The following is a 23,560-nucleotide window of genomic DNA, read 5'->3' on the forward strand; positions in this document are numbered from 1 at the left end:
ACCTCCTAAAATAAGTATTGTAATTTACTCAACGATTGCTAAAATATCATTTTGTCTTAAAATAGTATACTCTACGCCATCATACTTGATCTCAGTACCGGCATATTTTGAGAAAATTACTTTGTCTCCTACTTTTACTTCCATTTTGATTTCTTTTCCGTCTACTACTCCACCAGGGCCAACGGCAACGATTTCAGCCATCTGTGGCTGCTCTTTTGCTTGGGATGGCAGAACAATCCCGCTTTTTGTTTTTTCTTCAGCTTCTAATTTCTTAATAACAACTCTGTCTCCTAATGGTTTAATGTTCATTAGAAACCCTCCTTGTGTTTTATGTATTTTGTTTGTAAATAGGCTGCTCATATTGTTAGCACTCACTAACGTTGAGTGCTAATTACAATTATACTCTAATATATCTTTCTTCTATATGCAAACCCCAATTTCATGCATTATCTGGCACTATTGGGTATTATCGTTAAATAGTTTAAATTTTATACATTTTTCTTTCTATAATATTTTATTTTATCTAAATTTCTCCCTCTTTCAATTTTTGAAAAAAGCAAGCGCCATAACATTTGTTAGGTGCATAATCATCTTCCCCAATTATCTGCTTGAGCCTGCTGCTCTAAATCCATACCTGATTGTATCTATTGACAAATCTCAAAGTACAACCTTTCTCCCCTTAAGCTTTATCTGCAGCGCTTTCCTAATTTTTTCCCATACCTTCAATCGATTGATATTGTTCCGGGGTGTCCACATCTATATCTGCATTCTCTTCTTCTATAGGCAGCCAGACTACTCTCTCTTTATATTTTTCCAAAAGCCCCCTTCCTCCCTGATCTCCTTCAACCTGCATGAGCTCCTCCCGAAGCCCTTTGGGAAACAGTACAGGATTGCCCCGCTTTTCTTTATAGACCGGGACAATAATTCCTTGGGGGTTTTGGTGAAATGCTGCAAGCAGCTGGTGAATGACAGAAGGCGTCAGAAAAATCTGATCTCCCACGAAAAACAAGTACCCTTCGGCCTCTAGACTAGCTGCTGCTATACCCAGTTTAAGGGAAGCACTTTGCCCCTCACTTGCTGCCCCATTATAAACGGTCTTCAAGCCATATTTCTCAGCAAGAGCCTTCAGTTCCTGCCTTCGATAAATAAAAATAATCTCCTCCAGTCCTCCGCCGATTGCTGCCCTTATGACCCGTTCCACCATCGGCATACCTTCTACGGGAAGCAGTAATTTTTCACTGCCCATCCTTTTTGAAAATCCCGCCGCCATAATAATCCCTGCAACCATAAGAGACCTCCTACCGGCACCTTTTCAGTTGGTTTAAAATCTCTACTTCATAACAATCCTTCAGCTTCTCCAGAATTTGTATTCCTTCTTCACAATAATCCTCCACCGAATCGGTTAGGTATTGTTTAAATACCTCTTCCAATCTTTTATCCGTATCCATCCGCTGGCTGATCTGCGCCTTTATCCGCAGCAGGATACCCGTTTCGTAAGGGTTTTGAAGCTTGCTGCAATCCTCTTCAGCCTTCATCAGGTGATGCAAAGCCTCCTGATAGCTTCCTTCCTTGGTCAAAAGGAAGGCTAAATACCCTTGGGCAATCGATCTGCCCCAAAGGGAATCTAATTTGCCGTGGATTTCTAATGCCTTTTTAAAGTAGTCTTTTGCCTTCTTTTCATCCCCCATATCAAAAGCCGCCTGTCCTGCATTAGTATAAAAGGCAGAAAGGCCTCTTGCCAGCTTCTTGCCCTCACAAAGCGCAATAGCCTTCTCATAATAGTCTATGGCATCCTGAAAGGCCCGCATATGTCGTTTTCCTTCTCCCATAAAATTATAGGCTGCCGCAATGTTTAAAATATATTGATCTCTATCTTTTAGTCCCTGCATAATGTTAATAGCATCCTTCAAGCAGATTTCTGCTTCTTCATATTGACCGGATAATATTCTTTCCAATCCCTTCAATCGCATCAGTACTCCCAGCTCTCCCTGATTTCCGCTGTCCTCAGCGATTCTCAGAGCCTTCTCCAGAAAAACAGCCATCTGATCCGGCTCCTGAATGTTGATACAATAATAAATCATTTGCCGATAGCCCTTGAGGGCCATTACATAATCCTTCATTTCAATCGCTTCGTCGATTACCTGCTGAATGAGGAGGATGCCCTCCTGGTATTCTCCCTGTCGGATGTGAAATCTGCCTAACATATGCTTATAGGCCATAGCCAACCCCTTGAGGTGATCATTTCCCTTTTCCTCTTCCTCTACTTCCTCCAGCAGCCTGCCTGCTTCCTGTAATTGGAGCCTTACCTGCTGAGGACTTAGATGCAATGATCCATCCTGAAGCATTGTCGCATCATTGACAACAGGAAAAACTTCATGACTGAAATGGAGATACTCCTCCAAATTTTTTATCGTATATTTTAATTCTGCCAGCTTGCAGCCACCCTTAGAAAAATGGTAAATCAGCTTAGAATAGTATTGAATATCCCGTTTATCCTGACGAAGCTTCTTTTCAAGCAGCCTGGCAATTCTCTGATGAAGGATTCTTCGCCCCGAAAGAGAGAGTTTTGAGTATACATATTCTCTCAGCTTCTGATGGGTAAAAATAAAGCCTGGCCGGTCAGCTTCACCCACTTCCATTAAAATATGCTTATCTTGCAGTTCTTCTAAAATATCCATCAAAACTAAATCTTTTTTCCCGCTCAGCTCCAACAGATTTTGGAAGGTTACTTTATCAAAAAAAACGGAAGCGATATTGAGGATCTTTCGGCTTTCTTCTGATATATTCATAAACCGGCTATTTAGAAGATCCTCTATTTTTGTAGTAAATTCATGGATACTTCCACTTTCCCGCATATTATTCAAGGCTGCCACAAGAAAGAAGGGGTTCCCTTCTGTTTCTTTATATAAAAGCTGATGAAGTTCTTCCGTAAAAGTGTATTCCGGAAGCATACTGCTGGCAAAATCTGCGGTCTCTATCCGGTCAAATCGTTTTAGCTGGAGTTTATGCACATACTGAAGGCCCGCCATCTGAGCAAAAAAGGCGTCAATTTTTTTGCTGTAGCCTTCTCTACAGCTCAAAAGCAGTAGGATAGACCGATTTTGATCCTGCTGAACAATATTTTTGATTAAAGATAGGCTCATATCATCCATCCAATGGACATCTTCAAATACCAGTATGAATTTCTTATGCTTCGCCACTTCCCGAAGAAAGTCTAAAATCACCTTCTCTGCTACCTGATATTTTAAGAAGTCTACCTGCTCAATGGGGTTCATATCCGTCATGGGATTATCCAAAGCAAAGACAGGAAAAATGTAACCTAAAATATTTCTCCATAACTGGGGAATCTCAATTCTTTCCCTTTGCAGCAGCAGATACAGCTCTGAGAATATTTTGTTCCAGGGCTTTAGCAAGTAATTCTCCTCTGCCTGATAACAGTAGGACAAGAAAATAGGAACGCCTTTTGAATGGATCCTGCTCATGAATTGATCCAGCAATCTGCTTTTTCCAATACCCGCCTCCCCGAGAAGGACAACCGATTGTGCCTGAAAGCCCTCCCAAAAATATCTGTAGTTCCTCTCCAGCAGTTGCTGTTCCTTTACCCTCCCATAATAAAAGGCTCTGTAGTCTTTTTTCTGCTGAGCTTCCTTAAGACTTCTTTCTTTCAGCAAAGTCTCATAGACATCGATGGTCTTAATATCGGGAGAAATAGATAACTCTCTCTCCAGCAGCTCAACCAGACGGTGATACACCTCAATCCCCTTATTATAGTAGCCTTGAGCGCTATAGATCTTCATGAGTGTGCGATGAGCCTGTTCGTCAAAAGCCTCTGCAGCAATAAGCTGTTTGCAGTAATTCTCTGCCTGCTGAAGATTCCGAGTGCTCATACAGGTCCGAACTCTCCGATGCAGGCTGTTGATATACACATCCCGATAGTGGTCCCTTTGTTGGAACATCCACTGCTCAAAGGCCTCTGCATCCTTTACCAGGAAACCCTGCAGAAACTCTCCCTGATAAAGATCTATGGCATTCTCTCTACCCTGTAAGAAAACATCCACATCACAGTGGATATGCCAGTAGGGATTCACCTGCAAAATAGAACGCTGGGGAGAAAGGATGATATCTTCACCAATAATCCGCCGAATCATATAGACCGCATTGCGCAGATTCTTTTTTGCAACCTCTTCCTCTACCTCCCCCCAGAATAAAGAGACAAGCTCATCCCGCTGAACCTTCTTCTTGATTAATAGGTAATAAAAAAGGGCTTCAGCCTTACGAAAGGGAAAAAGAACCTGTTTTTCCTCATATGTGACTGTGGGTGTACCCAATAGCTTTGCAGTAATATGCTGCATGTTATCCCCCCTTTTATCAATCCCTGCTTAATACCTGCAGGATATCTATCTCATAGCTTTCCCGTATTCTCTGGAGCAGCTTGATCCCCTGTTCACAGTAGACAGTGGCTTCCAAGGGCAGAATTTCTGAGAATATTTTCTGAAGTGCCCTATTATGCTGCATGCCGACCCGGATCTCTGCCTGTACGCGGCGAAGCAGGGCCAGCTCGTACGGACTTTTCAGCTTTTCTGCAAATTTCTCTGCCCGTCTCAGCCCCTCTAAAGCCCCTCGATAATCCCCTTCCTTCACCAGCAGCAGGGCCATATACCCCTCTGCTGTAGAACGGCCCCACAAAGTATCCAGTTGGTTATAGGTATCAATAGCCTTCTTCAAGTAGTGTTTGGCCCCGGGATAGTCACCCATATCAAAGGCAGCCTGTCCGGCATGGGTATAGAAAATCGTGGAGCCGCGAAGCACATTTTTTTCCTCACAGATTCCGATAGCCTGTTCGTAGTAATGCAGCGCCCCTGAAAATTTCATGCTGTAGCGCCGTATTTCTCCTATATAATGATAGGCCGCGGCGATATTTAAGCCATATTTGTCTTCCTTTTGATTCAGCTTCTGGAAAATCTCAATGGATTGTCTCAGAAAGGCCTCCGCACCTTCAAACTCCCCTGCCATGATCCGGCTCAAGCCCTTTAGCCGCATAAAAATACCGATTTCCTTCTCCCGTCCCAGCGCTCTAGCCAGCGTTAACCCCTTTTCTACATATTCTGCCATCTGTTCTATATGATGGACTTGAATACAATAATAGATCATCTGACGATAACCCTTTAGCATATATTCATGATTCTCGGTTGTCAGTGCCGCTTCAATCATCTGGAGAATAGCCTCCACGCCCAGTCCATATTCCCCTTCTTTAATATAGTAGCGACCTTCCATATGAAGGAACATGATTCTAAGAAACAGGTATTCTTCATTTTCTCCCGTATCCTTTTTTAGCTGTTCCAGGCTTTTATGAATATCCCTAAACTGTCTAAGGGCTTCTTCTTCCTTAAGCCATTGAATCTTTTCCCTTTCCAGATTCTCCTCCTCCAAGAGGGGAAACAACTCGTGGCTGAAGTCCAAGTAGACATCCAGATTCATAATCTGATATTTCAGTGCCGCTAACCGGTTCCCGCTATGGGTAAAGTGATAGATCAATCGAGAATAGACCAGCCGATCCCGATGATCGTGATGGAGGCCTTGTTCCAACAAATGAGCCACCTTCCCATGAAGAATTTTCCTCCTTGCAGGGGAAAGCTGCAGATAAATAAATTCCCGTAGTTTTTGGTGGGTGAAGGCAAAAGCAATTTCCTCTTCACCGGTATCCGTTAATATATACTTATCCTGAAGGGCTTCTACAAGATCAATAATCTCCATCTCATCCTTGCCACTAAGGAGCTTGAGGGTATTGAGGGAAACTTTATCAAAAAATAGGGAGGCAATATTTAAAAGCTTCATACTCTCCTCGGACAAATCCAGTAATCTGCTCTTTAGTACATCCTGTATTTTTGCAGACATCTGCTCCGGATTGCCTTTTCCCCGTATGGTATTTAGATATTCTACCAGGAAAAAAGCATTTCCCTCCGTCTCCTGATATACCCGCTCCTTTAGGGTATCCGTCATCATTTGGGCAGGAAGGGATCTAGCTATAAATTCCTCTACCTCCAGCTTTGTAAATCGGGGTACTGGTATTTTTTCAATCTGTTGAATCTGCGACATCGCTGTAATAAATCGGTCTACATCCTTTCCATAGTAATTTCTGCAGGTTCCTAACAGCCATATAGGGCTGGAATCCTTATGCAATAATATGCTGGTCAGCAGCGACAGACTCATAGGATCCATCCATTGAATATCCTCAAAAACCAAAATCAACCTGTGCTTTTGTGCAATGAGCTTGAGAAGACCTAAAACCGCTTCCTCCGCCACCTGAAACTTCAGCCGGTCAATTTGTTCCACAGGATTCAGCCTGATTTCCCCCTTCTCTGCAGCAAAAGCCGGAAAAAGGTAGGCTAGGATATTCCGCCAATGGGGGGGGATATGAACACCGCTTTCGGCTATCAGTTCTGACAGCTTTCCAAAAATACTCTGCCAAGGCTTTAGATAGTCTCTTTCCTCCGCTTGATAACAGTTAGCCTCCAATATAACCAAGTCCTCTCCCCGCAGGCTTTTCACAAAGTGGCTCTTCAGCTTAGTTTTTCCTACTCCGGCTTCCCCCAATAGGATTACAGACTTTCCCCCCTCCGATGCAGCAAAATGATGATAGGCCTGATTTAACGCCTTGATTTCTCCATACCTTCCATAAAAAAAGTCCTCCTGGGGTTTATCGCTTGTCCTCTTCATGGCAGTGATCTGCTCGTAGAGGGCAGTCGTTTCTTGATCCGGTGCAATGCCCAGTTCCCGCCATAACTGCTCTGTCAGCTTCCGATATAGCTCCAGGGCTTTGTGAAAGGAGCCCTGTCTTTCGTAAATCTGCATCAAAAATCGATAGGCTCTCTCATCAAAGGGGTCTGCAACCATCGCCAGCTTGCTGAAGTGCTCAGCCTCCTCCAGCAGACCTTTATTCAAATGATCCTCTAACAGACGGTACAACATGGCACTGTATTGATCCCGATACTGCTCCCGCTTTAGCAGCATCCATTCCTCAAAGCAGTTTTCATCCTTCAAATAAAACCCTTGCAGAAATTCTCCCCTATATACTTCATATCCTCTTATGGGGTCCTCCAGAAAAACCTTTAAATCCGTTTCGATAGGAATCTGGGGATTTAACATCACTGTCGATTTTTGTGGGGAGATAATCACCTCTGCATTAAAAGCCTTTCTAATCTTATACATAGCATGTCTTAAATTCTTCCGTGCAGTCTCCTCTCCTGTTTCAGGCCATAGCAAACCCACCAGTTCCTCACGGGTTGCCTGCTGATGTACCAGAAGATAGTAAAATAGTGCTTCTGCCTTTCGAAAAGGCAAAAACACATTTTCTCCGTTTTGGGTGATGGTGGGGGTTGCAAAAAGCTTAACCTGAATCAAGTTCATAGGATCTCCTTCAGACAAGGGGACGGTTCTCTTGTCTACTTCTTAAGTATTTTGTTTACCTTATCCTTATTTATTCCTATAATAGTTGAAATTTTCCGAATAGACAAGTTTGTTTTCATCTTAAATTCTTGGATAAATGCTTCTGGCAGGTCTATTGTCGTATTTATCCTGGAATCAAACCCCCATTTTAGCAGCATCTGATTATAAATCACCCTAGCTTCTTCCTCGTCTAAAACTTCTTTCTTATCCTCTATATCAATGAACTCATCCTTATTTTCTTCTTCCATATATTTGCGAAACAACGTTTTAGCTGTTTTCAAATCTTCAGAAAACATCCCTAAGACCATACCCGTATCCACAATACCGAAGAAACAACTTTTATTGTTGATATAGGCGTTGAAACTACTCCATTTATAGTCCTCTGCACGCTTTACCAATCCGGCTTTTACTGGATTCTGATGTATGTATCGCGTTAGTGAAAGTACATATCGATCTTCTTCAACGGCTTCACTACGAAACCGATCTTGAAAGAGGTGTCCCACTCTTTTATATTTTTTGTTAAAGTAATAGACATAACTCACAGTAATTCTTTTCATTATTTTAGCAATGTCTTCTTCTCCCTCACTTAGTAAAAGATGAAGATGGTTATCCATTAGACAAAAAGCGTGAAGAAAATAGCGGTTCCCCTCTTTCTTGCTCTGTAAAATGTCTACTAGATACTGTTTGTCTTCATCATTATTAAATATATTCTTCTTCTCATTTCCTCGAAGCATGATGTGGTAATATCCACTTTCACTTCTTACTCTTTTTTGTCTTGGCATAATCATCACCCAATGTAAATTATATCCATATAGGTTTATTATGTCAAGACTAAAGAACCGTCCCTACGTCTAGAAAAGACCCATGATAAAAAATCATGGGTCTTTTCCTACTATAGCACAACCTTCGATAGTATTTCCTTCTCAATTTCCTGCACTTGGTGCTCCATCTGCTGAACCTTTTCTGTTGCTTCCTTTACAAAGGTCTCATCCTTTATAGAACCAAGATTGATTTTTACGTTATACAGAGCAGACAGTACAGCAGTTCTGGCCATCATAGCCGCTACAGCCCCGTCGGTTACTGCGTTTTTATTGCCTTTTTCCACTACTACAGCGATCTGCTTCATCATGTGGAAAACATCGGTAGCTACTTCCAGGGGTACTAAGGCTGCATTTTTTGTTGCCTCCTGAATGGCTGCTTTTCGCGCCTCTACTTCTTCTTCAGTTCCCTTGGGCAGCTTGAAGGCCGCCATTACCTGATTGAAGGCATCACTGTCCCGGTCAATGTCTGCTGCAAGCTTTTCTCTCAGCTTAGCCCCAGCCTCGGCAATCTGCTCCATTTCTGCCTCAAGTCCCTCATAGCCTTTCTTTCCGATGGTCAGGTTGGCTACCATTTCTGTCAGTGCGGCACTGATGGCGCCGCTAAGGGCTGCAATACTGCCGCCTCCCGGAACCGGAGCATTCGACGCAGTCTCCTCTAAAAAGCCTTTTATATTTAAATCTACTAGCATAAGATGCCTCCTTTTTCTTTGTCAAATACCAGCCGTCCGTTCTTCACGACCTTCTCTACGGTATTGACCCCTACATGATAGGGAATGTATTTATAGGACGGGAATTCCAAAATAACGATATCACCCTTTTTGCCTGCATCGATGCTGCCGATGGTATCGGCTCTGTCTACAGCTGCAGCAGCGTTAATGGTCAGTGCCGTAACGGCTTCTTCAGGACTCATGCCCATATAAAGAGTTGCCAGGGCAAAGGTCAGAGGAATGGATTCTGAAAAACAGCTGCCGGGATTCAGGTCCGTAGCCAATGCCACAGCACAATGATGATCAATCATGTATCTTGCCCTTGCATAATGCTCTCTGAGACTAAAAGCTGTATTAGGCAGCAGGGTAGCAATTACCCCTTTCTCAGCCATAGCTGCTATTCCCTGATCCGACGCCTGCAGCAAATGATCCGCTGATACGGCTCCCAACTCTGCCGCCAGCTCTGCGCCGCCCAGCTGTACGATCTCATCGGCATGGAGCTTGAGCTTCATGCCCATTTCCTTTGCCTTGGACAGCAGTCTTCTGGATTGCTCAACGGAAAACACATTTTTCTCACAGAAGATATCACAAAACTCCGCAAGGTTTCGTTCTACGATTTCCGGCAGTACCTTCTCAATGATAAAGTCGATAAATTCATCTTCCCTGCCCTTGTATTCCTTTGGTACCGCATGGGCTCCTAAAAAGGTCTTGACCACATCTATGGGGTGCACCCGATCAATTTCATCCATAACTTCCAGCTGCTTGATCTCCGTCTCATAATCCAAGCCATAGCCGCTCTTGCCCTCTGCAGTGGTAACCCCAAAGGAGAGCATGGAATCCAGCCGCTTCTTTCCTGCCTTGAATAATTCTTCTCTGCTGGCTTCCTTGGTGGCACGCACAGAATTAATGATTCCGCCCCCGCGCTCCATGATCTCCATGTAGCTGTCTCCCCGCAGACGCCAGGAGAATTCCTCTGCCCGGTAGCCCCCAAATACGAAATGGGTATGGGAGTCTATAAAGCCAGGCAGTACTGCCTTCCCCGCCGCATCAATAACCTGCTCCGGGGATTGAGGAAGTTTGCGTTCCACTTCTTCTGTAGTTCCTACTATTTGAATAATCCCATCTTCTATATAAACTGCCCCATTAGGAATAATGTGCAGTTCCTCCATTGCTTTTCCAAACTTCGGTCCAAAGCCGCTGCAGGTTACCAGTTCCGCAGCATTTTTAATGAATACTGTTCCTTTTTTCATGGCCTTACTCCATTAAGCTGGTTTCCAGCACCTTATCCATGGAGAAACCCTCTAAGCCCAAATAATAGGCGGCAGTATCTACTAAAGCTTCCATCGGTACCAGACCCACAACTTCGCTTCCGATTACGTTGACTCCATATCTTTTTGCTTCCATTCGAACAGTTTCAAAGACACGGTACATGGCAGTCTTTGTATAATCCGTTAAGTTCATGGTAACCTGCGTAATCCCTTTGTCCGGTATCTCTACTCCGCCGGCTTTGCAGTATCTGAAGCCGCCATTGGAGAATCGGATGTTTTTGGCAATCGCATTGGCGATCTGAATGTTCGGTGTATCCAAGCTGATATTGTAAGCAATCAGCGGCATTCTGGCACCTACTGCCGTTACCCCTGCAGTTTCATGGATCTTTGCCTCACCAAAATCCGGATGCCATTCTGGATTCTTTAATTTTTCCGGCATACCTTCAAACTGGCCCTTTCTTACATCTGCAAGATTTTCACGCTCCGGCTTGGAAGCAGCCTTCTCATAAAGGAAAACGGGAATATTGTATTTTTCTGCTATAGCTTTGCCCGTTTCCTTCGCCAGTTCTATAGCTTCTGTCATACTCATATTGCGGATAGGAATGAAGGGCACTACGTCGGTAGCTCCCATTCTGGAGTGCTGTCCCTCATGCTTGGTCATATCAATCACTTCTGCCGCAACGCCGATGGATTCTACTACTGCGTTTTTTACAGCCTCCGGCTCTCCGATAACCGTTACCACCACACGGTTATAATCCTTGTCTGCTTCATAATTCAGCAGTTTGACCCCTTCTTTTCCTCTGAAGGGAGATACGATCTTTTCGATTTTGTCCAGGTCTCTGCCTTCACTATAGTTGGGTACACATTGTACGATTTTTCCTTTGCTCATGCAGTCTCCACCTTTCTTGTTTTGTATTATGTAGGAGCAGACCCGGTTGTCTGCCCGCTTTTTTCGGGACGACACATAGGTCATCCCCTACAACTTCTCTATCTAAGCAGTGTTTTCCTGCTGCCTTTCGGAAGGGCACAGAGGCCCTTCCCTACAGTATAAAATTCTTTTCAAAAGCGCTAATCGAATACAATTTTGTATTTACCCTTTAAATGCCTTTTCTACCAGTGATTTCACCAGATCTTCCTTTGGTATGAAAGGCAGGGTGATATGATCGGTACCTTGATTTAGCTGATTATATTCTATGCTTGTGCTGATGGAGTTCTCGTTTCTTGCCCAGGCACGTCTTGCTACGCCGCCCATTACGTCCCAAGGCATTGCAGACTTAAGAATTTCATCCACCCGCTCGCTTCCGTCCAATACCATTCCGAAACCGCCGTTGATAGATTTTCCAATACCTACCCCACCACCGTTGTGCAGAGCTACTAAGCTCATTCCTCTCGCTGCATTTCCGGCAAAGCATTGTGTCGCCATATCTGCCATTACATTACTTCCATCTTTAATATTGGAGGTTTCTCTGAAAGGAGAATCCGTACCGCTCACATCATGGTGATCTCTTCCCAGCATGATGGGACCAACCTCTCCATTTCGTACCATTTCATTAAACTTCAGAGCTATCTTGGTTCTTCCCATAGCATCCTGATACAGGATTCTTGCTTGGGTTCCCACAACCAGCTTATTCTTTTCTGCATCCCTGATCCATACATAGTTGTCTCTGTCCTGACCCCTTCTGTTAGGATCAATGCACTCCATAGCAGCTTTATCGGTCTTTACCAGGTCTTCATGCTTGCCGCTTAAGCATACCCATCTAAATGGTCCATATCCAAAATCAAAGAGCTCCGGTCCCATAATATCTTCTACATAGGACGGCCAGATGAAACCATCCTTCTCATCCACGCCATTCTTAGAAATTTCTTTGACACCTGCATCATAAACAGATTTCATGAAAGCATTGCCATAATCAAAGAAGTAGGTTCCGCGCTCTGTCAGTGTCTTGATTAAGCGGAAGTGTGTTCTTAGAGTCTCATTAACCATCTCTATAAACCTTGGTCTGTCAGTCTTTAGCATATGGGTTCTTTCCTCAAAGGTCAATCCCTGTGGGCAATAACCGCCCTCATATACGGCATGGCAGGAGGTTTGATCCGAAAGCAGGTCTATCTTAATATTGTTTTCTACTGCATAAGCCAGTAGATCAACGATATTTCCATGATATGCAATAGAGATTGGTTCTCTCTTTTGTATATATTCCTGAGCCTTGTCAAATACTTCCTTAAGGTCAGCAGACACTAAGCTCACCCAGCCTTGGCTGTGTCTGGTTTCAATTCTGGAATAATCCACTTCTGCAATAATCCCGACGCCATTGGCAATCTCTACAGCCTTAGGCTGTGCACCGCTCATACCGCCCAGTCCGGAGGTAACAAACAATACTCCTCTAAGATCCTGATCCTCTGGAATACCCAGTTTTAATCTTCCGGCATTGAGCAGGGTATTGAAGGTACCATGTACAATCCCCTGAGGTCCGATATACATCCATCCCCCTGCAGTCATCTGCCCATAGCTGGCTACACCCATCTGCTCTGCAATATCCCAATCCTTAGGATTGTCAAACATACCCACCATGAGGGCGTTAGTAATAATCACCCGTGGTGCTTCCGGCTTAGACTTAAATAGCCCCAAAGGATGTCCAGATTCAATGACTAAGGTTTGCTCATTGGTCATAACCTCAAGATACTTTTTAATCAGCTGATACTGCATCCAGTTTTGACAAACCTTTCCTGTTTCCCCATAGGTAACAAGCTCATAAGGGTATAAAGCTACATCAAAATCTAGATTATTATCGATCATTACTTGAAAAGCCTTGCCTTCAATACAATTGCCCTTATATTCATCGATGGGTTTCCCTTTAATTTCTCCTTCAGGGCGATAACGATATCCGTAGATTCTTCCCCTTGTCAGCAGCTCTTCTAAAAACTCCGGTGCCAGCTGCTCATGAAGATGCTCCGGAATATAGCGCAGGGCGTTTTTCAGAGCAGTTTCAGTCTGTGACTGTGAAAGCTTAAAGCCTCTGTCCGGTGCTCTACGGATTCCTTCAACAAATTTTGGATAGGGGGGTAATTCGTCCCCCAGCTTAATTGTCATCGCTTGTGCAATGTCATAATTTGTGATCATTTTCATTCCTCCCTTTCATTTTCCCTTATATGGTGCAAATTTTTGACCTGTTTTCGTCTGATTTTCTCAACCAGTCAGCCTATTTAAGCAAAGGTTTTCATTTGTCTCCATTATATAGCATTACCGTCACCAAAGCGTCTAATGCGGATAAAAAGTTTTAAAAATTTCAAAAAAATAACCCCTTCGGGCTAATCTCAGATTTTTGATAAGGTAATATTAATAAACAAAGTCCTCCTAAGCTTCCGAACAGCGACTTTGACGAGGTCACTTTTTTTCAACTTACTAATTCAGTAAAAGTGGCCTTGTCACGGAGTCGAGAAGATCTTAGGAGGGCTTTGTCAACGGCCTCAAAATACCCTTTCCGGTTATTTTTGATTGCTATGGATCACAACTACAGGATCTTGCTGTTCTTCACTTTTAGGGGTTACGGTTATTACCACAATATCCTGCACCGAAGAAGGCTCTGCCAGTACGACCACTACATCCTCTGAAATCTCTGCAGCCTCTATCGGTTCGTTTGAAGCCTCTACAATTTCCTCTATTTCAATAATGCCGGTTTCCTGGTCATAATCTACCTTTAAACCCAGACTTTCCAAAATAAATCTTAAGGGTACTAAGGTTCTGCTGTTCATGATCTCCGCAGGTACATCCAGCTCCACCTGATCATTGTTTACCATAGCTATAGGTTTTTCCAGCTGGATGAGGATCCGGCTGCCATCCTTTTCGATGATCACTGTTTTTGTTGCGGATTCCCAGCTTACAGTCGCACCAAAGCCCTCTGAGAGGGCACGTACAGGAATTAAGGTTCTGCCTTCCTTAATCACAGGCGGAGTGTCAAACTTTAACAGTCCTCTTCTACTAATAATATTTTCTGCGGGAATGATTTTAACCTTTGGGTGCTTCTTTTGTATGGCCTCCCCAAGTTCTTTTAGTCTTAGATATTCTTCCTCTGTATAATTCAATCGCATAGCTTCCCTTGCCGCCAGTCTCGCAGCCTTTCGTTCCAGTTTATTTTCAAAAGATTGCTCCCTATATTCTTCCAGCTTTTTCGGCTCCTCCGGTTTAGGCTCCTGATCCAGAGTCTTTGCAAATCCCCTCATAGGGCTTGCCAGCATCATGGCAACAATAAAAGATGCAGCCATCCTATGTAATTTCTTCACGATCCAATCCTCCTTTGCCCTCTATTGACTAGGTTTTTTCAATGGCGAAAATTTATTCATTAAATCCTTATGTTTCTTTAATGACTTAGCTTTATTTTTGTCTTCATCATCCTGCTGACGGGAATCATCATCCTTAGAAGGTTTTCCCTTCTCCGGCTTCTGATTCCCCACAACGGCTTCTTGATTACCTAGTGACTTCTTATCCTCATCTTTTTCTATGCTTCCGGAAGTATTTTCATCCTTTTTATCAGGCTTTTTTATTTCCTGCTTTACAGGTACTTTTTTATCCACGACAGGTTTATTGACGGCCGGAGATTCTTTTAACTGTCCCTTGTCATCCTTGCCTTTTTCATCCTCATCTTTTTTATTTTCTTGATTAGTTTTTCCCGGCTTTCTAACTTTATCATCCCATGAATCTTTTTTTATTTCTTCTTTTTTCTGTTCCTTTTCATTCTCTGATTTCTTTTTGACGGCTTCCTTTACCTTTAATTGCCCTACACCTTGATTTACCAGCTCCTGAACCTTTGCTTTTCTGATTTGTTCTACAGTGATCTCCCGTTTTTCTGCCTTAGCCTCTAGGTAAACCTCATATTTACCAATAGAGATCTTTTCTTCACGGGCTTTTTCCATGTCCTCTTTTTTGCTTCTCACATAGATGACTTGGAGCTCCTGAAGCCCATCCTCCTCGTGAATTTTCTCCAAGATAGCATCCTCTATCTGAGGCTGGGAAACCTTTGCTTCTTCTTTTAGAACCACGGTAGAAATCAGAATCGTATTTTTTTCAGCGGTGATATACTGTAAGCTTTTCGCCTTGTTTACCACCTTTACTACAGCAGCCTCTATGGTAAGTCCTTTTAGGGATGTATCCATCAACAGCTTTCCTTCTTCATTAATGGCTACGCTGCGCAGTACCTTATTTTCTTTATTGACTTCCAGCTCCAGACTGGGATTGATATCTATGCTGACAACCGCTGCAACCTGCTGCAGGGGCAGCCATTGCCCCAGTCCATTGTACAGGGTAATGGATAAAAAGAACAATATAAAAACTGCAGCCACCAGCCCAAAGGATTTTATGTTTGAAACTTTTTCACGATAAAGATCTTCTTCCACAAATAGTATTTCTTTTCCCAGGATTAGACCATCTTTTTTTATAATCTTTAAATATTGCGCGCCGGTGGTCAGCACGACGGCAAAACGATCTTCAACTTTTATAACACATCCTTTATAGACCATGGCTGACACCCCCTTTACTACCCAATATGTATTGCTTTAGTCCATCCAGATCACTGTCTAGGATGAGTGCGGTAGCAATAATAAACTTTCGGCTTCGTTTCAGCATTTTTATGGTAACATTCGTTTCCTGCACCAAACGGCTGCTGGGCAAGGTTTTCTTTCTCATCAATTCATCCTTTAGCTCCTGATGCCCAACAATATATTTGGAAATTTCTATGGCTTTGCCACGGGTGTCGCTATGCTTCGGTGCTTCCTCCACCAAATCCTGAAAGCTAATTTCAAAGGCACTTAACCGCTTTTCCAGAATCTGAATCTCATCCTTCAGCGCAATTCTTTCTGTAAAATCCTCGGTTCTTAAGTTGTCATGACTCCACTTTTCTTCCCCTTTCTCCAGTTGATCGATAGAAAGGGTCATGCTGTGTTTTTTTACTTTTCTGAGGTAATCGGTTATCCTGCTTTTAATAACCAGCTCTGCAAAGCTTATGAAATTGCCCCTTGAGGATTCATATTTGTCTATGGCTTCATTGAAAGCCTCCAGGCCAATACTATATTCTTCACTATTTTCCGATTCTAAATAGCGATTGATATGGTTTGAAACGGTTTTTATAACAAAAGGAATATATTCCTGAATCAGTTTCTCCCGCTCTTCCGAATCGCCCGACTTTATTTTTTGCAATCGATCGGAGAAGGTGTCTTTTTTAAAAAAGTTAAGTAGGCGCGCCAACTGTTTTACACCTCCCTGCACTACAGATATACGCACTTTATCGCTATTTTGGGTACCCTCTATTATAAAATTCGACAAAAACAAAAATCAGCAAAATTCTACTCTTCTGCTAAAGCTGTGTCTACAAGTAGCATTATTCTGCTGAATTCTTAATTTTATTGTATCAGAGGAATATTATTTTGCAATGGAAAGGAAATTATTCCCTTTCTTTGATCCATTTAAGCATTGCCTTTGATTCATCCCGATATTCAAGAAAAGTTTTTATCCTGTCTGAATGATGCAAGTCCTTTGATATCAATAGTCGTCCAAGATTTTCATTATACTAATTATATTTTTTTATGAAATTTACTACTTGATCTGTCCCCATAAAATGATCTTATCCTTTTTTCTCACTTCCTCAGGGTAAAAAAATAAAATATACTGCCCGTGATCTTCTCTAAAATAAATTTTCTCCCACTGTATACCATTTTTCTTTTTTTGTTTGCCATCAGCATTTTGATCAATAGGATAGGCATAGAAAGATATTCCTCTGCTGCCCAACCTAGCATCTGCAACATCTCCTGTATTAGACTATGAAATGATACGGAAATAGATCAGCTTTAATATAAAATAAATCAGCGGGATAAATATGGCCGGCAGCATATTTCCTACTTTGATCCGTTTAAATTCTAATATATTGAAGCCAATGGCCATGATCAACAGCCCGCCGATGGCTGACATTTCCCGGATAACTTCCTCTGTTAAGAAGATTTTCATGTAGGAAGCAGTTAGTGTAATAAAGCCCTGATATAGAAACAATGCCACAGAAGAAAAAATTACTCCGATGCCCAAGGTTGAAGTAAAAACAATAGAGGTAATGCCGTCCAAAACCGATTTCGCATAGAGGGTTTGATGGTTTCCAGTCAATCCACTCTCTAAAGAGCCTACGATAGCCATAGACCCGACGCAAAACAACAGGCTGGCAGCTACAAATCCTTTTGCTATACCTCCTTCTTTTCCGCCCATTTTGTTTTCCAACCAATTTCCCAAGCTTTCAAGGTTATCCTCAATACGCAGCATTTCTCCCAAAATACTTCCGATAGCTAAACTAAATATCACCAATACCAGATCCTGAGTTTTCAGTCCGCCCATTATACCAATCAATACAACGGAAAGACCAATTCCCTTCATGACCGTTTCGTTATATTTATCAGGAATTCCTCCCCGAAATAGAATCCCTACCAAACTTCCGGCTATAATAGCCAGTGCATTTACAATTGTCCCCCACATAGGATGCTCCCCCTTTAATACCACATTTATTTTTATCTATAATTCTGTATACAATCTAAAATTCCTTCCCGCTCAACGCTTTCCAATCCCCAATTCCCGGGCATAATAAAACAGGTATTGTTGGGCAAACCCCCCATAGGATCCAAATCTTTTTGCTGCATAGTCCTGTATTTGATTGAGGGGGATGCCCTGAGGCACATAGAAATATTCCATTACCCTTTTAACCCAGGTATCAATGGGAAAAGCATCCTGCTTGTCCATGGAGAATAACAGAATGCAATCAGCTACCTTAGGACCTACGCCGCTAATACGCAGCAATGTCTTTCTGGCCTTCTCCGTAGACAAATTCCTTATCTGATAGAGTTCTATTTGATTTTCTGCCACCACTGCTGCCGCATCTACAATATATTTGGCCCGATATCCGGTTTTTGATTGCCGGATGGTTTCTATGGTCTGATTTAACAATGCTTGGGGCTTTGGAAAATCATAAAATTTCCTTCCCCTATATTCACCAATATAAGTACCATGCCTGCAGCTTAAATCTTCAATAGATTTTTGAATCATAGGAATCCCTCTATTGGATGAAATAATGAAAGAAATCAAGGTTTCCCAGGGATCCTGACGCAGTATGCGGATTCCATGTCCGAAGGCAGTGGCTTTCTCCATGACCTTATCATTCTCTGATAATTTCTTTTTAATTTCTCCATAATCTCGATCCATATCGAAATAAGGATACCAAACCTCTTGAAAATCCTCAAGGGTTGTAGGATGTATGATTAAGCAGTCTTCCTGACGGCAAAGGTTGATCACCTTACCCTTGGCTGTCAGGGTGTAGCTGTCATCCTCTTCTCTCCACCATCGAAAGCACTGTCCACACTCAAAAATATGGGGCAGTTCAAAATCCTGAACCCCTTCGACAATAACAGCATCCTTGATCTGCTGAATATGATACTTCAAATTTTTTCCTCCTTATATTAGCAGGATATTTGATTTTTAGGGAGAATATTATCTTAAGAATAGTTTATCAAAAAAACTTACTTTTATAGAATGAAATTATTAATTTTATTCATACTATAGGTGCCCCTTTAGGGGAGAATAGGGAATGAAGTAAAACCTTCAGCGGTCCCACCACTGTAAAGAGGAGTTTTGCACAAGGAGCCACTGGTTACCCGGGAAGGCGTGCAAGGCGTTGAATCTGAGCCAGGAGACCTGCCTATAGGATTTAAGTTTCGTGAACGATGGCAAAGTTCATGATTGATTTGCAATGCAAATCGATCATGAACTTTTTATTTGCACAAATATCAAGAGGAGGAAAAGTATGAAACTTCTAACGAAAACGATTGAAAACATTGGCCCGTTAAATCAGGAGACCATGGAGCAAACAAGGTATCGTGTAGATCATTTAATAAAACCCCTGGGCAGTCTGGGCAGAATGGAGGATCTGGCTGTACAGCTGGCGGGAATCACCCATCAGCCCTATCCAAAGACAGATAAAAAAGTGATTGTTGTAATGTCTGCAGACCATGGCGTCTATGCAGAAGGAGTAGCCCCCAATGACCAAAGTATCACTGCTATTCAGACGCCAAACTTCGCAAGGGGAGTAACGGGGGTATGCGCCTTCGCTAAGCAGGCCCGGGCTGATGTAATCGTCGTAGATATAGGTGTAGCTGTGGATCTGGATGCTCCCGGCGTGATCAATCGTAAAATACGGTATGGCACGGACAATATGGCAAAAGGACCTGCCATGTCTAGAGAAGAAGCTGTAAAAGCCTTGGAAATCGGTATTGAAATCACCTCAGAGCAGATTCAAAAAGGCAAAAACCTGATTGGTACCGGAGAGATGGGTATTTCCAACACGACTGCCAGTGCTGCTATCCTCTCGGTTTTCGGAGGCTTTGACCCTTCGGAGGTAGTGGGTATCGGTGCAGGGCTGTCTGTAGACCGACTATCCCACAAGGCAGAGGTCATTCGCCGCGCTATTGCATGCAATCAACCAAACCCCAAGGACGGCATCGATGTTTTGTCTAAGGTAGGCGGTTTCGAAATCGGTGGAATGGCTGGAACCATGCTGGCTGCAGCAGCCCATCGGGTTCCAGTGGTGGTAGACGGGTTTATTTCCACTGCAGCAGCTTTGATTGCAGTCTCTCTCTCCCCACAGGCAAAGGATTATCTTATCCCTTCCCACAGCTCTGCGGAAAAAGGAGCAGCGAAAGCCACAGAACTATTGGGTCTTAAACCTATGTTTGATATGGACTTGCGCCTGGGCGAAGGCAGCGGTGCAGCCCTTGCCTTCAACTTTGTCGTGGCTGCCACCTACATGGTCAGAGAGATGATCACCCTGGAAGAGGCTGGGATAGTATTATAAGAATCTTAGGATCATCAGTTTTGCCCCCCCAATTTGTGGTATAATATGATTAATTGCTTACAAAAGACGGATGGGTTTTCATGCATCTGCTGATACAGGAGGGGTACATGGGTTTAGTGATTCAAGGAATTATCCTTGGTTTTATAATGGTCCTGCCGGGAATGAGCGGGGGGACGGTTTTTTTGATCTTTGGCCTTTACGAGCAAATGGTAAAGGACCTGTTAAGGCTTCACCTTCGGCCCTATCTCCCTTTGGCTGGTGGTATTTTAGCGGGTATTTTGGGCGGCGGTTTCACCTTTGCTTTCTTTTTTGAAAACCACAGGGATCCTACTGTAGCTTTTTTGTTAGGGTGTCTTCTCGCATCTATCAAGGCGGTTCTCCGAGATTGTCCCAAGGGCAATAAAAAAAGATTTGTCACCATGGTGCTTGGGGTCATCTTTGGTCTGCTAATGGTAGCCGAGCCCCTTGGGGGCAGCATAGAAACAGAAAATGTAAGCTGGTGGCTGCTGATGATCGGGGGCGCCTTCTCCAGTGCCGCTATGATTATCCCTGGAATTCCAGGAAGCTCCGTGTTGATTTTGTTAGGTCTTTACGATACTATGCTCTTCTCTATTAAGGAGCTCCAGCTGTCAAACCTTTTATTCTTCGGTATTGGAAGCCTTTTGGGTATCTTTTTGCTGCTGAATCTTTTAGGCAGGTTATATGAAAAATATCGTGCACTGGTATCCTACTTTTTTGCAGGCCTAATACTTGGCTCCTCTCGGGCCATCATGCCCTCCGGTGTAAATCCCTTAGTAATATTTTTATTTGCGGCCGGATTTTTGTTGGTGTGGGTATGGAGCGGCAAAGAATCTCCCAATGTCCTCAATAGCGAAGGCTAAAAATGGGGCTGAGAAAATATTTTTCTCAGCCCCATTTTTGTTTTTACAACTTCTCTAACAGTCGCTTCATCATGGTGGCGGCCTCTGCTCTGGTGGCATGATCCTTTGGTACAAAGCGATTTCCGGCCCTCCCCCGAATGATCCCCAATTTATTGGCAGCACGGACATCCTGGGCTGCCCATCCGCTTACAGCACCCTTGTCCACAAAGCTTAATTCCGGTAAATCCTTTAGCAGTTCTTTATTGCCCTTTCTCTCAAAGGCTCGGATCACCATAACAGAAATCTCCTCCCTGGTGATGAGCCTTCCCGGTTCATAGTTTCCGTTGCCCATTCCGCGAACAATCCCTTCACGATATGCAGCTTCCACATAAAGAGATTTATTGGTAGTCATGCGTACATCCTTTAAAATCCCCTCATAGGCCTTGATTTCAAGCCCCAATGCTTTTACTACAAATTCTGCGAATTCTGCCCTCGTAATCCTGTCATCAGGTCTAAAGAGGTTGCCGGTTTTAGCCGTGACAATCCCTCTTTTTTCTAAATCCATGATATCCTTCTGAGCCCAGTGCCCTCCAATATCTTCATAGGCAGTACGCTGTATCCACTTGTTTACATCCTTTGGTGCAGCTGCAGTGGTAAAGCTCCAGGTCTTGTCAATCGTCTCTGTAGTTTTATCGTCGAACTCTACTTTCCCTTTTATGGTGACCGTGTGCTTTTCCCCCGCAGTCAGTGGACTGGACGGAATGAGAATGATGCTTTCCTGCAGCCACTGATCCTTCTCCGGTGTATTCAGATAAGTATTGATAGTGCTTCCCCTTGAGTTGGTCAGAGTGGCTTTATCAATGGTTATTTTTGCAATATTCTTATCGGTAAAATAGGAAAAAGTAATAGGATATCCTACATTTTCCTTTTTATCGTGAAATCGGAGGGGGTTAGGGCTTTCATTGCCATCCCACTTCGTATTTACGTCGGTTTGGTTCTCTATGGGATATACCATAATTTTCCCTTTTCCTGCTTTACTTCCGCCAAACTTATAAGTATAGTATCGATCCTTCATCCCATACCCTAAATCTGTAAAGAAAGGGTTCAGCCAAGCTAAACGATGATAAGGCGCGTCCACCAGCCCGTCGATAGATTCTCTGAAATCCTTATTGCCGGAGCTGAGATTTTCACTGACCAAGCTGCCCCCATAACCGAAAGCGCCTACCCGGTCCCAGGGTTTTACGCCGGTAAATCCCTTGGCATTGGCAAACTGCTCATGGGTAATCTGCTTGTTCAATGCCATATAATTGGCATGGGCAAGGGCTGCAGCATTTAATGCATCATTTAGCTGTAAATCCTGCAATCCCATAAACTTCCGATACTGGTTTACGTATTCCAATGCCTGCTTTTGATCCTGTGCTGCAGAAGGCAGTGTTGCCACCGCATTTTCACTGACTGAGAACTGCCAGCTTTGATTAAAGGTCTTGGCCCAGTCCTTAAAGGCCACTGCAAGATCTACTTTATACTGCCCTGCTTTCAGTGGGTCCTTTGGAATATAGAGGATTGCCTGAAGGGTTTCGTCATACTTTGCGTCTACAACGGCGCCATTCAGTTTCATTTCAATTGATTCTATGGTGTTGTTGTTTAGAAAAATAGGTAAGCTAATGGTGGGCTTTGACACCATCACCCGGATATCCTTGGGCTGAGGCGGCAAATAACCGATATTTTCATTTGCACATACAGCCGTACCTGCGGCCACCATGCACAACAAGATGGTAATATATATAATAAACCACTGAAGTTTTCTTTTCATCCCCATTCCCTCCTTTCTTTTATTGTAATACATAATTTGATTAAAAATAGGGATTGTCTTGAAAATGTAATATTCGTCCTCAAAATGTAATAAAGTCTGCAAAGGCAGACTTTAATGTTATTTTCTATATAATAAAGAACTGCGACTTTTCGCAGTCCTTTATGCTTATGGTTTTTAGTACCAGCCTCTTAGCTTCATTGCAGTAGCAACTCTCTTGATAGACATCATGTAAGCTGCTGTTCTCATATCTACTTTATGCTCTTCTTTCAATGCCCAGATTTCTTCGAAGGCTTTTACCATTAATGCTTCCTGCTTTGTCTGTACTTCATCAAAGCTCCAGTAGTAGTTCATCAGATTTTGCACCCACTCAAAGTAGGATACAGTTACTCCGCCGGCATTGGCTAGGATATCCGGAATCACTACGATACCCTTGTTGAATAATACTTCATCTGCTTCCGGTGTAGTAGGTCCGTTAGCACCCTCTGAGATGATCTTTGCTTTGATGTCTCCTACATTCTTAGATGTAATTTGGTTTTCTAAGGCACATGGGAATAACATATCTACATCCATTGTCAATACTTCGTTTCTGTCGATTTCTTTTGTTGCTCCCGGGAAGCCCTTCACATGTCTGTTTTTCGCTGTATATTCCATTAATGCTTTTACATCTAATCCATTTTCGTTTACGATACATGCACTGGAGTCAGATACTGCGATAACCTTTGCACCCATCTTTGTGATGTATAATGCTGCATAGCTTCCTACATTACCAAAACCTT

19 protein-coding genes and 1 riboswitch are annotated in these 23,560 nt (G+C 43.1%); of the genes, 2 read left to right on the forward strand and 17 right to left on the reverse strand.

Features of this window, described 5'->3' with window-relative positions:
* Nucleotides 1-24: 24 nt before the first annotated feature.
* From groES to BUB56_RS13785, 15 genes are all read right to left on the reverse strand, one after another.
* Nucleotides 25-309 carry a co-chaperone GroES gene (groES, locus tag BUB56_RS13720; RefSeq protein WP_110941875.1) on the reverse strand — a complete coding sequence of 95 codons (285 nt, stop codon included), beginning with the start codon at nt 307-309 and terminating at the stop codon, nt 25-27.
* 394 nt (nt 310-703) lie between these two features.
* On the reverse strand, nt 704-1,288 hold the full coding sequence (locus BUB56_RS13725; protein ID WP_110941876.1) for a nucleotidyltransferase family protein: 585 nt from the start codon (nt 1,286-1,288) through the stop codon (nt 704-706).
* A 10-nt stretch (nt 1,289-1,298) separates the two neighbouring features.
* Nucleotides 1,299-4,352 carry a tetratricopeptide repeat protein gene (locus tag BUB56_RS13730; protein ID WP_110941877.1) on the reverse strand — a complete coding sequence of 1,018 codons (3,054 nt, stop codon included), beginning with the start codon at nt 4,350-4,352 and terminating at the stop codon, nt 1,299-1,301.
* A gap of 16 nt (nt 4,353-4,368) precedes the next feature.
* Nucleotides 4,369-7,407, reverse strand: a complete 3,039-nt coding sequence (locus BUB56_RS13735; protein ID WP_110941878.1) for an AAA family ATPase — start codon at nt 7,405-7,407, stop codon at nt 4,369-4,371.
* Between the two features lie 35 nt (nt 7,408-7,442).
* On the reverse strand, nt 7,443-8,228 hold the full coding sequence (locus BUB56_RS13740; protein WP_110941879.1) for an REP-associated tyrosine transposase: 786 nt from the start codon (nt 8,226-8,228) through the stop codon (nt 7,443-7,445).
* Between the two features lie 110 nt (nt 8,229-8,338).
* Nucleotides 8,339-8,956, reverse strand: a complete 618-nt coding sequence (locus tag BUB56_RS13745; RefSeq protein ID WP_110941880.1) for a cyclodeaminase/cyclohydrolase family protein — start codon at nt 8,954-8,956, stop codon at nt 8,339-8,341.
* Nucleotides 8,950-10,224, reverse strand: a complete 1,275-nt coding sequence (gene hutI, locus BUB56_RS13750; protein ID WP_110941881.1) for an imidazolonepropionase — start codon at nt 10,222-10,224, stop codon at nt 8,950-8,952. The genes BUB56_RS13745 and hutI overlap by 7 nt, the downstream gene beginning before the upstream one ends.
* Nucleotides 10,225-10,228: 4 nt before the next feature.
* On the reverse strand, nt 10,229-11,131 hold the full coding sequence (gene ftcD, locus BUB56_RS13755) for a glutamate formimidoyltransferase (protein ID WP_110941882.1): 903 nt from the start codon (nt 11,129-11,131) through the stop codon (nt 10,229-10,231).
* 201 nt (nt 11,132-11,332) lie between these two features.
* Nucleotides 11,333-13,360, reverse strand: a complete 2,028-nt coding sequence (locus BUB56_RS13760; protein ID WP_110941883.1) for a urocanate hydratase — start codon at nt 13,358-13,360, stop codon at nt 11,333-11,335.
* A 365-nt stretch (nt 13,361-13,725) separates the two neighbouring features.
* Nucleotides 13,726-14,520: a stalk domain-containing protein gene (locus BUB56_RS13765; RefSeq protein ID WP_110941884.1), complete on the reverse strand. Its 795-nt coding sequence runs from the start codon at nt 14,518-14,520 to the stop codon at nt 13,726-13,728.
* A 21-nt stretch (nt 14,521-14,541) separates the two neighbouring features.
* Nucleotides 14,542-15,753: an anti-sigma-I factor RsgI family protein gene (locus BUB56_RS13770; RefSeq protein WP_110941885.1), complete on the reverse strand. Its 1,212-nt coding sequence runs from the start codon at nt 15,751-15,753 to the stop codon at nt 14,542-14,544.
* Nucleotides 15,743-16,477, reverse strand: a complete 735-nt coding sequence (sigI, locus tag BUB56_RS13775) for an RNA polymerase sigma-I factor (RefSeq protein WP_190014532.1) — start codon at nt 16,475-16,477, stop codon at nt 15,743-15,745. Before sigI ends, BUB56_RS13770 begins: the two co-directional genes overlap by 11 nt.
* Before the next feature lie 389 nt (nt 16,478-16,866).
* Nucleotides 16,867-17,025, reverse strand: a complete 159-nt coding sequence (locus BUB56_RS19470; protein WP_190014533.1) for a hypothetical protein — start codon at nt 17,023-17,025, stop codon at nt 16,867-16,869.
* Nucleotides 17,026-17,047: 22 nt separating this feature from the next.
* The gene (locus BUB56_RS13780; protein ID WP_110941887.1) at nt 17,048-17,746 is read right to left on the reverse strand and encodes a DUF554 domain-containing protein; all 699 of its coding nucleotides are present in this window, start codon (nt 17,744-17,746) and stop codon (nt 17,048-17,050) included.
* 72 nt (nt 17,747-17,818) lie between these two features.
* The gene (locus BUB56_RS13785) at nt 17,819-18,703 is read right to left on the reverse strand and encodes a DNA-3-methyladenine glycosylase family protein (RefSeq protein WP_110941888.1); all 885 of its coding nucleotides are present in this window, start codon (nt 18,701-18,703) and stop codon (nt 17,819-17,821) included.
* A gap of 101 nt (nt 18,704-18,804) precedes the next feature.
* Nucleotides 18,805-18,977, forward strand: a riboswitch (cobalamin riboswitch).
* Between the two features lie 87 nt (nt 18,978-19,064).
* On the opposite strand from BUB56_RS13785, the gene cobT reads away from it, so the two are divergent.
* Both cobT and BUB56_RS13795 read left to right on the forward strand, forming a co-directional pair.
* Complete coding sequence (cobT, locus tag BUB56_RS13790) at nt 19,065-20,111, forward strand: nicotinate-nucleotide--dimethylbenzimidazole phosphoribosyltransferase (protein ID WP_110941889.1); 1,047 nt, start codon at nt 19,065-19,067, stop codon at nt 20,109-20,111.
* 107 nt (nt 20,112-20,218) lie between these two features.
* Entirely contained in the window at nt 20,219-20,992 is a 774-nt protein-coding gene (locus tag BUB56_RS13795) for an undecaprenyl phosphate translocase family protein (protein ID WP_110941890.1), read from the forward strand.
* Between the two features lie 43 nt (nt 20,993-21,035).
* Here BUB56_RS13795 and BUB56_RS13800 read toward each other — a convergent pair whose 3' ends face one another.
* Nucleotides 21,036-22,784, reverse strand: a complete 1,749-nt coding sequence (locus BUB56_RS13800) for a CAP and S-layer homology domain-containing protein (protein ID WP_190014534.1) — start codon at nt 22,782-22,784, stop codon at nt 21,036-21,038.
* 174 nt (nt 22,785-22,958) lie between these two features.
* Nucleotides 22,959-23,560, reverse strand: a 602-nt coding sequence (locus BUB56_RS13805; protein ID WP_242946376.1) for a Glu/Leu/Phe/Val family dehydrogenase, incomplete at its 5' end; no start/stop codon positions are given.

The sequence above is a fragment of the Geosporobacter subterraneus DSM 17957 genome (assembly GCF_900142145.1).
Lineage (GTDB): Bacteria > Bacillota > Clostridia > Peptostreptococcales > Thermotaleaceae > Geosporobacter > Geosporobacter subterraneus.